General features: G+C 65.0%; 13 protein-coding genes. All 13 read right to left on the bottom strand.

Translation table 11 applies throughout. From position 1 onward, the window contains the following. Nucleotides 1-13: 13 nt before the first annotated feature. The 13 genes from ACWHYV_RS18500 to nuoL all read right to left on the bottom strand — a co-directional run bounded on the left by ACWHYV_RS18500 (nucleotide 14) and on the right by nuoL (nucleotide 14,644). A complete protein-coding gene (locus tag ACWHYV_RS18500; RefSeq protein WP_447977960.1) occupies nucleotides 14-685 on the bottom strand; it encodes a TPM domain-containing protein in 672 nt (223 codons plus the stop codon). A gap of 88 nt (nucleotides 686-773) precedes the next feature. Further along, nucleotides 774-1,661, bottom strand: a complete 888-nt coding sequence (locus ACWHYV_RS18505; RefSeq protein WP_447977961.1) for a TPM domain-containing protein — start codon at nucleotides 1,659-1,661, stop codon at nucleotides 774-776. A 39-nt stretch (nucleotides 1,662-1,700) separates the two neighbouring features. Continuing rightward, complete coding sequence (locus tag ACWHYV_RS18510) at nucleotides 1,701-2,303, bottom strand: LemA family protein (RefSeq protein ID WP_447977962.1); 603 nt, start codon at nucleotides 2,301-2,303, stop codon at nucleotides 1,701-1,703. Nucleotides 2,304-2,505: 202 nt separating this feature from the next. After that, nucleotides 2,506-2,889: a response regulator gene (locus ACWHYV_RS18515; protein WP_447977963.1), complete on the bottom strand. Its 384-nt coding sequence runs from the start codon at nucleotides 2,887-2,889 to the stop codon at nucleotides 2,506-2,508. Nucleotides 2,890-2,994: 105 nt separating this feature from the next. Beyond that, the gene (gene uvrC, locus ACWHYV_RS18520; protein ID WP_447977964.1) at nucleotides 2,995-4,803 is read right to left on the bottom strand and encodes an excinuclease ABC subunit UvrC; all 1,809 of its coding nucleotides are present in this window, start codon (nucleotides 4,801-4,803) and stop codon (nucleotides 2,995-2,997) included. Between the two features lie 383 nt (nucleotides 4,804-5,186). Further along, nucleotides 5,187-5,585, bottom strand: coding sequence for a VOC family protein (locus tag ACWHYV_RS18525; RefSeq protein WP_447977965.1), 399 nt, complete (start codon nucleotides 5,583-5,585; stop codon nucleotides 5,187-5,189). A 164-nt stretch (nucleotides 5,586-5,749) separates the two neighbouring features. Beyond that, nucleotides 5,750-6,229: an N-acetyltransferase family protein gene (locus ACWHYV_RS18530; RefSeq protein ID WP_447977966.1), complete on the bottom strand. Its 480-nt coding sequence runs from the start codon at nucleotides 6,227-6,229 to the stop codon at nucleotides 5,750-5,752. Next, complete coding sequence (locus ACWHYV_RS18535) at nucleotides 6,204-6,932, bottom strand: polysaccharide deacetylase family protein (protein WP_447977967.1); 729 nt, start codon at nucleotides 6,930-6,932, stop codon at nucleotides 6,204-6,206. Before ACWHYV_RS18535 ends, ACWHYV_RS18530 begins: the two co-directional genes overlap by 26 nt. Continuing rightward, entirely contained in the window at nucleotides 6,933-8,273 is a 1,341-nt protein-coding gene (locus tag ACWHYV_RS18540; protein WP_447977968.1) for a hypothetical protein, read from the bottom strand. It abuts the gene before it with no gap. Between the two features lie 138 nt (nucleotides 8,274-8,411). Then, the gene (locus ACWHYV_RS18545; protein ID WP_447977969.1) at nucleotides 8,412-9,239 is read right to left on the bottom strand and encodes a YihY/virulence factor BrkB family protein; all 828 of its coding nucleotides are present in this window, start codon (nucleotides 9,237-9,239) and stop codon (nucleotides 8,412-8,414) included. 383 nt (nucleotides 9,240-9,622) lie between these two features. Further along, a complete protein-coding gene (locus ACWHYV_RS18550) occupies nucleotides 9,623-11,104 on the bottom strand; it encodes an NADH-quinone oxidoreductase subunit N (RefSeq protein ID WP_447977970.1) in 1,482 nt (493 codons plus the stop codon). Continuing rightward, nucleotides 11,101-12,642, bottom strand: a complete 1,542-nt coding sequence (locus tag ACWHYV_RS18555) for an NADH-quinone oxidoreductase subunit M (protein ID WP_447977971.1) — start codon at nucleotides 12,640-12,642, stop codon at nucleotides 11,101-11,103. The genes ACWHYV_RS18550 and ACWHYV_RS18555 overlap by 4 nt, the downstream gene beginning before the upstream one ends. A gap of 118 nt (nucleotides 12,643-12,760) precedes the next feature. Beyond that, the gene (nuoL, locus tag ACWHYV_RS18560) at nucleotides 12,761-14,644 is read right to left on the bottom strand and encodes an NADH-quinone oxidoreductase subunit L (RefSeq protein WP_447977972.1); all 1,884 of its coding nucleotides are present in this window, start codon (nucleotides 14,642-14,644) and stop codon (nucleotides 12,761-12,763) included. Nucleotides 14,645-14,669: the final 25 nt, after the last annotated feature.

Genomic DNA, 14,669 nt, shown 5'->3' on the forward strand with positions numbered 1-14,669 from the left:
AAATGGAGATCGTCTATCGACCCTGGATGAGGTCATTGGGGAGCTCGTTGGGGTTGTCGCCGGCGCGGGGGGGAAAATGCGTGGCGAGCAGGTCGCCGCATCGGGTCACGGCGGCGCAGAGAGCCTCGCCGGGACGACCGGCCCGGATGCGGGCGATCATGTCCGTGACGATCTCGTTCCACGTCCCCGGCGGCACGCGTTGATCGATGGCCCGATCGGGCAGGATGTGGACGCGCCGCTCGAGCAGGGACACGAGGATCAAGACCCCCGTCGCCTCACGGGTCTTGTGCAGGCCGTGCTCGTGAAAAGCCCGCTCGGCCCGCAGTCGAACCTTGGTGGCCATCCGCTCCTCAGAGGTCAGCAGTCGAATGGCGATGGGAAACCGCCCGCACCAGTGCCCGAGCACGTAGGCGGCCATGACGCCGAGGACGATGCCGCCCGGATGCCGCTCGAGCCAGGCGGCCCACGGCACCAGGAACGGCAGCGCGAGCAACAGCGTCAGGACGACCAAGGCCAGCACGAGCCCTCCCAGGTGCTGGGCCTCACGATAGCGCGCGGAGGCGGAAACGACCATGGGCACGATTTCGCCCCGTGTCCGACGCTCCGCCGCCTCGACCGCCGCCTTGATCGCCGCCAGGTCCTGGTCGGAGAACAGGGCGCCGGCGGGGCCGGACTGCCTACGCATTCACTCCCTCCTCCACCGCGAAATGACGGTGCCGCTTCGCCGCCCCGATCTGCCCCTCGTTTGCCCGATCGTACGCCCCTCGCTCGTGTCACCAGCGGCCGGACGCACCGCCGCCGCCGAAATCTCCGCCGCCCCCGCTGAAGGAATCGGATGGGGTGTAGCCGCCGCCGAACCCGCCGCCCCAGCCATACGGGTCCAGATCGCCGGGACGCCATCGTCGCCCCGGACGCGACGGAGGCCCGCCGCCGGCCATCAGCATCGCGAAGACGATCGCCCCGATCACACCCAGGACCGACGCGAGGACGGCGACCGCGAGCCCCGCCGGCAGCGCGAGGAAAAAGGAGATGACCGAGCTGAGGAGCGCCCCGAGGCCCTTCAGGTGACCGTGAAGGATCGGGCCGCCGATGAAGGCGCCGATGAAGACTGCCATGAGCAGGATGGGCCACACGTCGTCCGTGGCGGCCGGGTGGGGCCGGCCCGACTCCTCGGGCGTCGCCCCTCGCTCCAGGACATCGAGGATGGCCCGCACTCCGGCCGTCACCCCTCCGCTGAGGTCCTTGGCTTGGAAATGCGGGACGATCGCATGCCGGATGATTCGGCTGCTGACGGCGTCCGTCAAGACGCCCTCCAGGCCGTACCCCACCTCGATCCGCAATCGCCGGTCGCCGGTCACGATCAGCAAGAGGACCCCGTTGTCCTTGCCTTGCTGCCCGAGCCGCCAGCTCGTCGCGACCCGATGGGAATACTCTTCGAGCGACTCACCCTCCAGGGAGGGCACGATCAAGACGGCGATTTGATTGCCTGTCTTTCGCTCGTGCTCGGCCAACTCCTCGCTGAGGCGCTGCACGGTCTCGGCCGAGAGCACCCGGGCGTGGTCGACCACCCGGCCGGTCAAGGGCGGCACGTCGAGCCCGGAAGCAGGGACCGAGGTCAGGACCAGGCAGGCACACACCCAGCCGGCCATGACGAGAGCCAAGCTACGTTCCGTCTTCGGGCTGGTCAATGCCGTCCAGGCCTAGAATTTCACCGCCGGCGGGGTCGCCACCGCCTTTTCGTCCGGCACCGTGAAATTGGGCTTGACCTCGGCGTGCAGCAGAAATTTCGCCGTCAGGTTGGTGGGAAAGAAGCGGACCAGCTTGTTGTACTCGGCGACCTTGTCGATGTAGCGCTTGCGAGCGACGGCGATGCGGTTCTCGGTTCCTTCGAGCTGGCTCTGCAAGTCCCGAAAGCTCTCGCTGGCCTTCAGGTCCGGGTAGTTTTCGGCCACGGCGAGCAGGCGCGCCAACGACGAGGACAATTGCGCCTGGGCCTCTTGAAATTTTCGAAAGGCCTCCGGATCGTTGATCAGCTCGGGGGTCGCCTTGATGCCCGCAACCTGGCTGCGTGCCTGCGTGACGGCCTCCAGCGTCTCGCGCTCGTGCGCGGCATAGCCCTTGACCGTCTCGACCAGATTCGGGATCAAATCGGCCCGCCGCTGGTACTGGTTCAGCACCTCGCTCCACGCCGCGTTCGATTCTTCGTCGAGCGCTTGGATGTCGTTGTACCCGCAGCCTGTCAGCATCAAGAGCGTAGTCATGAGCACCAGCCCCGATCGCCATGGTCGTCGACGTCGCCTCATCGCACCTCCCCGCATCCGTTTCCAATCTTGGAGACCGCCGGCGGTGTCGGTCCTGTCCGCCGTGCCTGCCAGTCCATGACCATGAGATACGCCATCGGGCGGGTACTTGCAAGCGGAGGCAGGAGGCCGGTCGTCGTCGGTGCGCCGTCCAGGTTCCGCCGGATCGATTGGGAAGAGCCGAACGAAGGAGCCTCCGGTGAGGCTATGGCGACGGAGGAGCCACCGGCTGCGGCTTGCTGAGTCGATCCAACGCCGCCGTGAGCAGGGTCAACGAGGTGCCCTTGTAGAAAACGTCGGTCACGCCGATGGCCCGGGCCTCGGCTTCCAGATCCTTCAACCCGGCGCCGGTCAGGATCAGCACGATGGCGGTCGGATCAGCCGCTCGGATCCGCTTCAGCACCTCGATGCCGTTGACCCCCGGCATGCCGAGATCGAGCACCGTCAGCTTCGGCCGGCACTCGAGGAACTTTTCGATTCCCCGCTCGCCGTCGGTCGCGACGACGACCTCGTGCCCGCGGCCGCGCAGCACCTCGCGCAGCAGCGTGCAGATCAGACGATCATCGTCGATGACGAGAACGGTCGCCATGGTCTCCCGGATTCCGCTTCAGCCTGTGCTCGGAGCCGGCATGAGTACGTGGACCTACTCAAAAAATATCACCGAGGGTGGGACGGGTCAAATACGACGGGTAGGTCAACCGGGCAAGGCTTTTCGCAGTTCTCCCACCGTCTTCGCATCGAGTCCCGCCGCCCGGAGATCCTCGTCGGTCGCCCCGGCGATGTTCTCGAGGCTGCCGAACGTCTTCAGCAATCGATTCCGCCGGATCTCGCCGATCCCGATGACGGCGTCCAAGGCGGAGCTCACCACGGCCTTCCCGCGGAGCTTCCGATGATAGATGATGGCGAAGCGATGCGCCTCGTCGCGGATCCGCTGGAGCAAGAGCGTCGCCGGCAAGGAGGGGCGAAGGACAATGGGATTCTTGCGACCCGGGAGGAAAATCCGCTCGTCCTTTTCTCCCCGCGCCTTGGCCAAACCGATCACCGGCAGTTCGCTCCGGCCGACCTGCCGCAACCCCTCCACCGCCGCCGCCAATTGGCCCAAGCCGCCGTCGATCACGATGAGGTCCGGGAGCGGGAGGTCCGGCGCGTCGCCGTAGCGGCGACGCACCACCTCCTGCATGCTCGCGAAGTCGTTCGCGCCGGCGACGGTCTTGATCCGGAATTTCCGATAGTCGGCCTTCTTGGCCTGCCCGTCCTCCCACACCACCATCGACGCGACCGATTGGTCGCCCATCGTATTGGAAATGTCGAACGCTTCCAGGCGGCGAGGCGGGCGCTCCAGTCGCAGGAGTCGTTTCAGCTCCTCGGCCGCCTGCCGGTCGACCTCCTGGTCGCGGAGGTGGTCGGCCGCGGCCGCGGCGGCGTTTTCTTCCGCGAGCCGAAGCAACTGATGCTTGGCCCCGCGCTCGGGCGCGATGAGCTTCACCGGCTCGCCCTTCTTCTCCGAGAGCCACCGCTCGATCAGCCCGCCGTCTTCCAATTCCACCGGCACGAGCAGCTCCTTCGGCGGTTGGACCTCCTTGTTGTAAAACTGCTCGATGGCCGAACGGACCAGCTCCTCATCGGCCGTATCCGCCGCCTCCGGCCAGAAGAAGTCCTTGCGCCCGATGAGCAGCCCGCCCCGCACGAACAACATCTGCAGGTCCACGGCCTTGCCTTGCCTCGCCAGCCCGACGACGTCTTGATCCACGAAACTGGTCTGCGCGACCCGCTGTCGCTCCAGGGTCCGCTCGATCTTGAAGAGACGGTCCCGCAGGCGCGCCGCCTCCTCGAAATCCTCCCGCTCGGCGGCCGCCAGCATCTCGGCCCGGAGCCCCTCGAGCAGCTCGGTGTCCCGCCCTTCGAGGAACAGGCGGACCTGTTTGACGATCCGGTGATACTCCTCCTTGGTCTGATTGCCGATGCACGGGGCCATGCAGCGCTTGATCTCCAACTCGATGCAGGCCCGCTCCGCCTTGCCGTCGATCTCGATCTCACACGTGGCGAGCGGGAACACCTTGCGGATCACCTTCAACGTCTCGCGCATGGCGCCGGTGGGGACGTACGGCCCGTAGTAGAGCGCGCCGTCTTTCTGCACCCGGCGGACGATCGAGAGTCTGGGAAAATCCTCTTTGATCGGCAGGCGCAGGTAGGGGTACTGCTTGTCATCGCGCAGGACGACGTTGAACCGCGGCCGGTGGCGCTTGATCAAGTTGCTCTCGAGGATGAGCGCCTCGAGGTCCGATCTCGTGACGATCGTCTCGATGTCGGTCACCTGCCCCACCATGACGTTGGTCTTCGGCGTCTGCTCGCCGCCCTTTTGGAAGTACGACCGGACGCGGTCGGCCAGGACGCGGGCCTTCCCAATGTAAATGACGTCACCCCGTGCATTCTTCATCAGATACACGCCGGGCTGCTCGGGGAGATGGTCGAGCTTGGACTGGAGCTCGGCAGACATGGGCATGGGCATCAACGATCGGCGATCGGCTTCAGCCGTCGGCTTGTCAGAACTCCCGTGAACCGAGGAGAGTGAATTGTACGGTGTCAGAACGGAGCGCGGCAAGCGGCTGGACAGGGAGCGCCTTGACTCTCCACGCTCGGGCTCTTCCCGGTCGCGGAGGGCGATCGCGGGGCTTCTAGCCCGCATCATTCATGAGGGTTCGTCACGAAACCGTTGAGCCGCTAGGCGAGACGGGCAAGCACAGCCACGAAGGAGGAAGGCGTACTTGAAACAGTATGTTGACCGCCTGAGTGGCGAGCACGCCCGCCTGCACGCGGCAAGGTCGCGCAGGCTTGTCGCAGCGGCGTATCGACGGTTGCAGTAGAAGCCCTCATGAATGATGCGGGCTAGACCCACGCGGCCCCCGGCGGCCGTTCGATCAGCTCGATCTCATAGCCGTCGGGCGCGTCGATGAAGATGAAGCGGCTGCCCGAGGAGGTCTGAGTGGGACCATCGGTGATCTTCACGCCTCGAGCGGTGAGATCACGGATCGCCGCGTCGAGATTCTCGACCTGAAAGGCGAGATGGACGAGGTCCTCCTGCACCTTCACCGGACCGCTGGGAGGAAAGCTGGCCAGCTCGATCAGCTCTTCGCTGTTCGGAACCTTGAGGAAGGCAAGCTGAGAGCCCCGCGGCGAGGTCTTTCGCTCCGCCACCTCGAGGCCGAGGACGTCCGTATAGAACCGGATCGTCTCATCCATGTCACTCACCCGCATCCGGGTGTGAAGGAGTTTGGTCACGCGCATGGTTCGGTCGACTCCAGATGATGAGCTTTCAGCGAACAGCAGTCAGGATTTGTGTCCTATCATCGGTTGAATCCACATTGCCGATTCACAGACGTCGGATAAGCTGACTCAACCAAGACACACGAGCGCTGATCGCTGAACGCTGACGGCTGAGAGCTATCTTATCACCCCGATCGGGCGGAACCGATCGTCTTTCGCAGAAGAATTTCCGACGAGCCGGGCATCAGGAGGTCGGGCATGGGACCGATCTCCCGATAGCCGTGGCGTTGATAGAAGCGGCGGGCGCCGGTGTTGAAGTCGGACACGCAGGCGAAGAGGTTCTTCGCGCGGGTGAACACGATCTGCTCGACGTGGCCGAGCAGCCGGTTGCCCAGGCCTTGGCCTTGCCTCCCGGGCGCGATCGCCAGCAGCTCCAGATAGTCGCCGAAAAGGAACTGCCGGCGAACGAGCGCCAGGCCCGCCACCCGCCCGTCGACTTCGATGACGTAGCCGTCGCGCCCGACCGGGAACGGCTCGAACAGGCGCTCCCAGTGGGCGGCGGTGTACCCCAGCCGCTTCCAAGGATCCGAGTCGGCGAGCAGGTCCACCACCGGCTTATAGTCGGCCGGGCGATACGGTCTAACGTGGGGGGTGGCCGGCATCATGGGCTGGATCGGCGGGGCACTGATCGAGCAACGTCGTCACGGTGACCGGTCGATACCCTTGCCGCTGGATGAGGTCTTCGTACAGGTCGTCCACGACGTCCCGGGTATACCGCCCCTTGCCGTTCGCGTGCATGACAATGATGCTCCCGTTTCGCACGCGCGACTCGACGCGCTGGACGATCTGGACGCGGGACAGATGCGGATCGGGGTCGCCCGACACAATGTTCCAGAGAATGAACCGGAGGCCGAGCGCCTCGGCGACGGCTTCGGTGACCCCGTTGAACTCCCCGTACGGCGGCCTAAACAGCACCGCCGCATGGCCGTACCGGGCGCGGAGCACGGTCACGGCGTCTTTGATTTCCTGCTCCTGCCGCGCCTGATCCAGCTCCGGGAGGTGGGCATGGACCTGACCGTGCGTGCCGACCTCGAAAAACGGCACACGGAGGAGCGCGCGGACCTCTTCATCATGCTTGGCGATCCACCGGCCGGAGAGGAAGAACGTCGCCGGAATGTGTCGCTCGACGAGCGTCTCGATCAGTTGCCGATCGTAGCCCGTTCCTTCGCGCACCGGGCACAGATCGAAGGTCAAGGCGATGGCCTTGCACGCCTTCGGCCCTTCACGGACGACCCCGCCCGCAGAGGCGAAGGCGGGGCACGACAGCATCAAGCCCAACAGGAGCGCCGAGCGCCAGGCCGCGGTCATCTACTTCTCGAGCCTCGCCATCGAGAGGTTTTGGGAAATCGCCACCCGCACGAGATAGATCGCGAGCAGGAAGCCATAGACGACGCAGAAGAAATTAAACGCCGCCTGATAAAAATCTGCAAGCACGGCCGGGAGAGACAGCGCAAACAGGAGGCTCGCGATCAGGGTGGCCACGGTCAGGCGCTGGCCGAAATCATGGGCCGGCTCCCGTCGGGCCGACCGCAGCGTCTGCGCATAGCGTTCCGCACGAGCCAGGCACGCACGACGCGCCTCCTCGTCCGAAGGACCCCACCGGTGGAGGAGAACGAGGCCGCCGAGAATGACGACCCATGGCGCCGACCAGAGCGGCCAATAGTCGAGGCCCGCATGCGTGTCCGCGAGGAGCAAGCCCAGAAAGGCCGGGGCATACAGCGCTCCCAACAGGAGCGGCGCGGCCGCCGTGTCCCGGAGTCGCTGCTTGCCTTGGCCGTGTAGGAGCTCGCGCTCGAACAAGGGAAAGCCGTATTTGATCACCGTCAGCGCGATCGCCACGCTGATCGTCTTGTCAGGGACGTACCGGAGCGAGGTCTGGATCCAATTCAGCACGCCCCACCCGACCGTGTCACCCCACGCCGTACCGACGATCGCGCTCAGCCGCTCCTGAAATCCCGCCTGCCACGCCATGATCATCGTTTCGAGGGCTCGGGCCACGCCCGGGTCGAGCGCAAACACCGCGGGTGCGGCCAAGGCGGCTTGAATGCACACACCGGGGACCGCCATGACGAGGGCCCCCAGCAGCCCGAACGTGAGCAGATACCCCGCATGGGCGAGCGCCGACGAACGCGGCGTCTTGAGGTATTTCCGAAAGGCCGTCCGGCGGGCCATGACGCCCCAAAACAACCCGCCCGCCATGTTGACCAGCACCCAGGGGTAAATGAGGACATCGGCGCCGGACGCGGGAAACAACAGCCAGTTGACGGCTGAGCTCGACAGCAACGCCACCAAGGCGCCCCACCAGGGCCCGAGCAACAATGCCGAGAACGCGGTTCCGATCATATCGAGGTACAGGATGCTCTGCAATCGCAGGCTCAGCAGCAGCCCGAGATAATTGAGCAGGACCCCCGTCGCGATGATCACGCTGAGCTCGTGCAACAGCAGGTACGAGGACAGGTTGAGGAGCTTCCAGGCCGGCTGAGGGCGCCGGGGAAGCGGCTCAGGCGATGGGTCGCGGCGCGCGGCTCCCTGATCTTCGTCGTTCTGACGCAGTCGATCCCTGAGATTCAGCACCCGCTCGGTAATCGTGAGGAGCGCCGCCACGAACCCTGCCACCGTGCCCGCGAGGAGAATCGCATCCTTGTCCATGGGGTCCCTCGTTGCCGTTCTATGAATGATGACTGAAGATGATGAGGCCGGATCAAGTTTAGCGTGGATTCGCCAACCCCGCCACCAACCGGCCTCCCGGCCCGCCCCGATCCCCTTGAAACGGCGGCATGGCCGGAGCTAGCCCGCGCGTCGATCCCGGCTGGACAGACGTTGAACGATCGCCGCCCCGAAGAGGAACAGCATCGCCGAATAATAGATCCACAGGAGGAACAGCACCACGAACAACAATGAGCCGTACATCCGCGTATAGATGGGGAGCGTCGTGACGTAATGACTGAAGAGATGCTTGGCCAGCTCCCAGAGGACCGCGAGGACGGCCGCACCCGTCGCCGCATGGCGCCACGCCGGCCGTTTGTGCGGCAGGAAGCGATACAGTCCGGTCACGGCGAGCAGGACGAGCCCGAACGGTAACACATAGGATAAGAGGAACCGATAGGCGACCACCGCCGCGAGATCCACCCGGGCGACGGCCGGAGCGTAGAGCACGATCAGCCCCAGGACCTGCGTGACCAGGTACGAGACGGCGAGCAGCACTCCGACCAGCCCCAACAGCATCGCCGACACCACGGTGGACAGGAGCGGGTGGCGCTTGCGCGGGGATCCAAAGACGACATGGATGGCATAGTCGACCTGGTAGAACACCTGCAGCCCGAACCATAAGGCGCTCAGCATCATGAGCCACCGTGCCGTGTCGAGCGCCGCGACCCGCTTGATCTCCTCGGCAAGGTCCGGGCCCAGGGCCGGGAGAAAGCCGCGCAGGAAGCTCACCACCGCCTCATACCCGGCCTCGTGACGGAGCACGAGGCCGACGACGGAAAGCAGCACGAGGATCATCGGCAGGAAGGACAGGAGCGAGAAGAAGGCGATGGAAGCGGCCAGCGTGGAGCAGCCCAGGCGGCGGAAGTCCGCCGCCGCCCCCGTGAGCACTCTGAAGAAGCCGATCACCGGGAGACGGTCACGCCGCGGTGCATAACTAGCACATTTTAAGAAGCTATTTGACGACCCGGAGAGCCGGAATTTCGGCAGAGAGGGTCGGGGGCAGAATGGCGCGCAGGATGTTCAAAAGGCCATCCATAGCACCCACCCGCCCCAGGCGCGCCAAGACGCGCCCCTTCCCGGCCGCGGCCGCAGCGAGGTGCACGTCGTCACGAATAAGTGACGACACGTTTGTGCACGCCGGCGAGATGGTGAGCCGGCAGTGTCTTGGCCGAGGCGTCTCCTTTTCACCCGCCCACCCCGAGCTGCCAGGACAGCTCGTTTCCCGGGGGCGGTACGTTGAGGTCCTGAGCGACGCGAGAACAAAGCTGGGGGCCTTTTTCAACATCCTCCTAACGGATGGGAAGAACGGACTGGGTGGCCATGGATACCAAGGCGTTCGGGAACAGCCCCAACAGCACCACGCCGGTCAGCGCGCAGGCGAGGACCACCGTCAACGCCGGGGACGCCGCGAACCGCGGCAGGATCGGCTCTTCCCCGGCCGGCTCGCGCATGTACATGACCATGACGACCCGGAGATAGAAGTAGGCCGAAACGGCGCTCAGGACCACGGCCACGACCGCAAGCCAGGCGAGCCCTGCCTTGACGGCGGCGAGGAACAGATAGAACTTGCCGATGAAGCCCGCCGTCGGCGGGATGCCGGCCAGGGACACCATGAACACCAGCATCAGCAGCGCCGCAACCGGTTGGCGTTTGGCCAACCCGGCGAAGTCCTCGATCTGATCCCCTTCGACCCCGCCCTTGCGCAGCATGGCGACGACCGCAAAGGCCCCCAGCGTCATGAAGGCGTACACGGCCAGGTACAACATGACGCTCGAGAGACCCAGCGACCGGACGGCGCTCTCCGCATCGAGCTGTCCGGCGACGACGACCCCGATCAAGGCGTAGCCGGCATGCGCGATGCTGGAATAGGCCAGCATGCGCTTGATGTTGGTCTGGACGATCGCGACCAGGTTGCCGAGAATCAGCGTGGCGATGCAGAGGACCAGGAAGAGGACCTGCCAGTTCGCCTTCACCCCGCTGAGCCCGTCCAGGAACACCCGCAGGAAGGCGCCGAAGCTCGCCGCCTTCGACGCCACGGCCATGAACGCCGTCACCGACGTGGGTGAGCCTTCGTAGACGTCGGGCGTCCACATGTGGAACGGCACGACCGCAATTTTGAACCCGAACCCGACGACCAGCAGGATCATGGCCAACAGCAACATCGGGTCGTCGATCCCGACCGTGTTCACGGCCAAGGCGATGTCCGAGAGGCGCGTGCTGCCGGCGAGGCCGAAGAGCAAGGAAATGCCGTACAGCAAGACGCCGGAGGAGAAGGCCCCCAGGACGAAGTATTTGGCGGAGGCCTCGAGCGACCGGGCTTCGAAGCGCTTGAAGCCGGCGAGCACGTACAACGACAGGGACATCAGCTCGGTGCCAAGGTAGATCGTCAGCAGGTCGGCTGCGGAGACCATGATCATCATGCCGGAGAGGGACAACAGCATGAACCCGTAGTACTCCGCCAAGTGGATCCGCTCCGCCTTCAAGTATGAGAGCGACAGCAGGATCGTGAGCCCGGTGACCACGTACAAGAGAAGCTTCCAAAAGGCGGCGTAGGGATCGAGGATCACCAGCCCGCTGAACGCGGTCGTGGTCGTGTCCATGTGCGAGGCCGTGAAGCCCAGGCAGACGGCGAGCGCCGACAGGCTGAGCCAGGCGAGCGCCCCCTTCTGCTCGCGGGGCAGGATCGGATCGAGCGCGAGGACGAGGCATGCCGCGCCGACCACGACCAGCTCGGGCAACAGGGCGACGAGATCGGCCAGTGGAATCGTCATCGGATGCCCCTGGGCTGCGCATGCGCGGTCGCCTGCGAGGCCGTCGAACGTGGCGAGAGGGTGCTCTGAGCGCCTCCCTCGAACGCCGGTTGTTCGCTCTCCACACGGCCGACGAGCTGGGCGACGGTCCGATGCATCGGCTCGAGCACCGGGGCGGGATAGAACCCGATCCAGAAGACGAGCGCGACCAGCGGGGCCAACGTCGCCATTTCCCGCAAGTTGAGATCGACCAAATGTCCGGCGGCTGCCTTCGCCGGCACGCCGAAGACTACCCGCTGCACCATCCAGAGCAGGTACGCGGCGGCCAGGATGATGCCGAGTGAGGCGATCACGGCCGCGAACCGGCTCCAGACGAAGGTGCCGATGAGGACGAGGAATTCACCGACGAAGCTGTTGGTGCCCGGCAATCCCAGCGAGGACAGCGCAAAAATCACCAGGCAGGTGGCATAGCGGGGCATCGGGGCGGCCAAGCCGGTGTTGTCGGCGATCAGCCGGCTATGGGTTCGTTCGTAGATCGCCCCCACGCAGAGGAAGAGCGCTCCCGTCGTGATCCCGTGGTTGACCATCTGCAGGATCGCGCCTTCGACCGCCTGTTCGTTGAGCACGAAGATCCCCAGCGTGACGAAACCCATGTGGCTCACGCTCGAATAGGCGATGAGCTTCTTGAGGTCGGATTGCGCCAAGGCCATGTAGGCGCCGTAGATGATCGCGACCAGCGACAACACGATCATCACGGGCGTGAACTCCAGCGTGGCATCCGGCAGCATGGGGAGGGTGAATCTGAGGAACGCATAGGTGCCCATCTTCAGCAGGACGCTCGCGAGGATCACGCTGCCCGCGGTCGGCGCCTCGACGTGCGCGTCCGGCAGCCACGTGTGGAACGGAAACATGGGGACCTTGACCGCGAAGGCGACGAAGAACGCCCAGAACACCCACTGCTGCACCGTTTGGGAGTATTCCACCCGGCTGAGCAGGAGAATGTCGAACGTTTGCCCGCCTTGGAAGTACAGCACGATGATCGCGACCAAGAGCAGCAGGCTTCCGGCAAGCGTATAGAGGAAGAACTTGATCGCGGCGTAGAGGCGATTCGGGCCTCCCCACACCCCGATCAAGAGATACATGGGGATCAGCATCGCCTCCCAGAAGATGTAGAAGAGGACGAAATCGAGCGCGGCGAACACGCCCACCATGGCGGTCTCCATGATGAGCAGACTGACGAAGAACTCCCGGATGCGGGTGGTGATCGCGCTCCAAGACGCCAGCACGCAGAACGGCAGCAGGAACGTGGTCATGAGGACGAGCGGCAAGCTGATCCCGTCCAGGCCGACGCTATAGGTGATAGGCGGGAAGCGGATCCATTCGACCCGTTGCGTGAACTGCATGTCGGCGGAAGACGGGTCGAATTGCAGCCACAGGGGCAACGACACGAGGAACGTCAGGACCGTCGTCGTCAGTGCGGTGGCCCGCACCGCCCCCTCACGGACGAGGAACAGGGCGACCACCCCGACGAGCGGCAGAAAGATCACAAGGCTCAGCATGGCTATTTGAATGGAAAGTAATTCAATACCTTAGTCGAAGTAATTCAGTAACTTGAGTAACTGAGTAATTAGATGCCGTCCTCAAATTACCAATTCCTTCCTTACTCAATTCCTGTTCCTAGAAGAGGAGGTACGCCGTCAACATCAGGACCGCGCCGAGCGTCATGCCGAGCGCGTAATGCTGCGTCTGCCCGCTCTGGAGCAGGCGCATGAACCATCCCCACCATGCAAAGCCGCGGGCGAGCCCGTTCACCGCGCCGTCGATCACCGCCACGTCCACCCGTCGCCACAGGCCGTCGGCCGCGCGGACGGTCGGCTGCACCACGGTCCGGTCGTACGCCTCGTCCACGTACCATTTGTTGAGCGAGAGGCGATAGGCCGACTGCCAGCGTTGCGACCAGCGGGCGGCCAGGCCCGGCGATCGCACATAGACGAGATACGCAAGCCCGATTCCGGCCAGCCCGGCGGCCGTGGCCGCGATCATGATGATCCCCGCCCCGTCGTGATGCCCCGTGCCGCCGAACACCGGTGCCAGGAACCCGGGGATCCCCAGATACCCGGTCACGATGCTCAGGACCGCGAGCACCAGGAGCGGTACGGTGATGGTCTTGGACGGCTCGTGGACGTGCGGCGCATGATGCGGGTCTACGTGCGAGCGCCCCCAGAAGGCGACGAAGATGAGGCGGAAGCTGTAAAAGGCCGTCAGGAAGGCGGTGACCAACCCGAGCACCGCGAGCGCCTGCCCGAGGGGCCCGGATGACCACGCGGACGCCAAGATGTCGTCCTTGCTGAAAAATCCGCTCGTGAGCGGAAAGCCGGAGAGCGCGAGGCAGCCGATCAGGAAGGTCCAGTACGTGACCGGCAACCGGTCCTTGAGTCCCCCCATGCGCCGGATATCCTGCTCGTGGTGCAGGGCGATGATCACGGACCCGGCGGCCAGGAACAGGAGCGCCTTGAACGCCCCGTGGGTCAGCAGATGATACATCCCCGCCGCGTACGCGCCGAGCCCGCAGGCCATCACCATGTAGCCGAGCTGACTCACCGTGGAGTAAGCGACGATGCGCTTGATGTCGGTCTGGGTGAGGGCGATCGTCGCCCCCAGCACCATCGTCACGGCCCCGACGACGGCCACGACGTCCATGGCAACGGGCGACAAGTTGTAGAGCGGCGAGAGTCGCGCGACCAGGAAGACGCCGGCCGTCACCATCGTGGCCGCATGGATGAGGGCCGAGATCGGGGTCGGGCCCTCCATCGCATCCGGCAACCACACGTGCAAGGGCACCTGGGCGGACTTGCCGACCGCCCCCATGAACAGCAACAGACCGATCACGGTCAGCGTCGAGACCTCCCACGTCCCGCCCAAGGGGGCGAGCAGGTTGAGCGTGGCGTGCGCGAAGTCCCCGGCCTGCGCAAAGATCAGGCGGTAGTCCAGCGAGCCGAACGTCAGCCAGACGAGCAACACGCCCAGCAGAAAGCCGAAGTCGCCGACGCGATTGACGAGGAACGCCTTGGTCGCCGCCTGTGCCGCCGAGGGGCGGTCGTACCAGTGACCGATCAGCAAGTAGGAGCAGAGTCCCACGGCCTCCCAGAAGACGAACAACTGGAGAAGGTTGTCCGCCATCACCAGCATCAGCATCGAGAAGGTGAACAAAGCGATGTAGGCGAAGAACCGCGCATACCCCCGTTCACCGTGCATATAGCCGATGGTGTAGATGTGCACGAGGGAGCTCACGATGGTGACGAGCAACAACATCGCGGCGGTCAGCCGATCGATGCTGAGCCCCAGGCTGATCTTCAAATCTCCCGACGACAACCAGGTATAGAGGGGCACGGCGATCCGGTCGCCCTCGGCCACCTGCAGGAAGGCCACGCCCGACAGCGCGAGCGAGCCGAGGACCGCGGGCACGGCGATCAGGTGCGCGCGATCCTTGATCCAATGCCCGAAGAGGCCCGCGACCAGGAAGGCGGCAAAGGGGAGCAGCGGGATGAGCAGGTACATCATAAAATGAGCGAGTGCTGATTGATGA

It is taken from the genome of Candidatus Nitrospira bockiana (assembly GCF_965152565.1).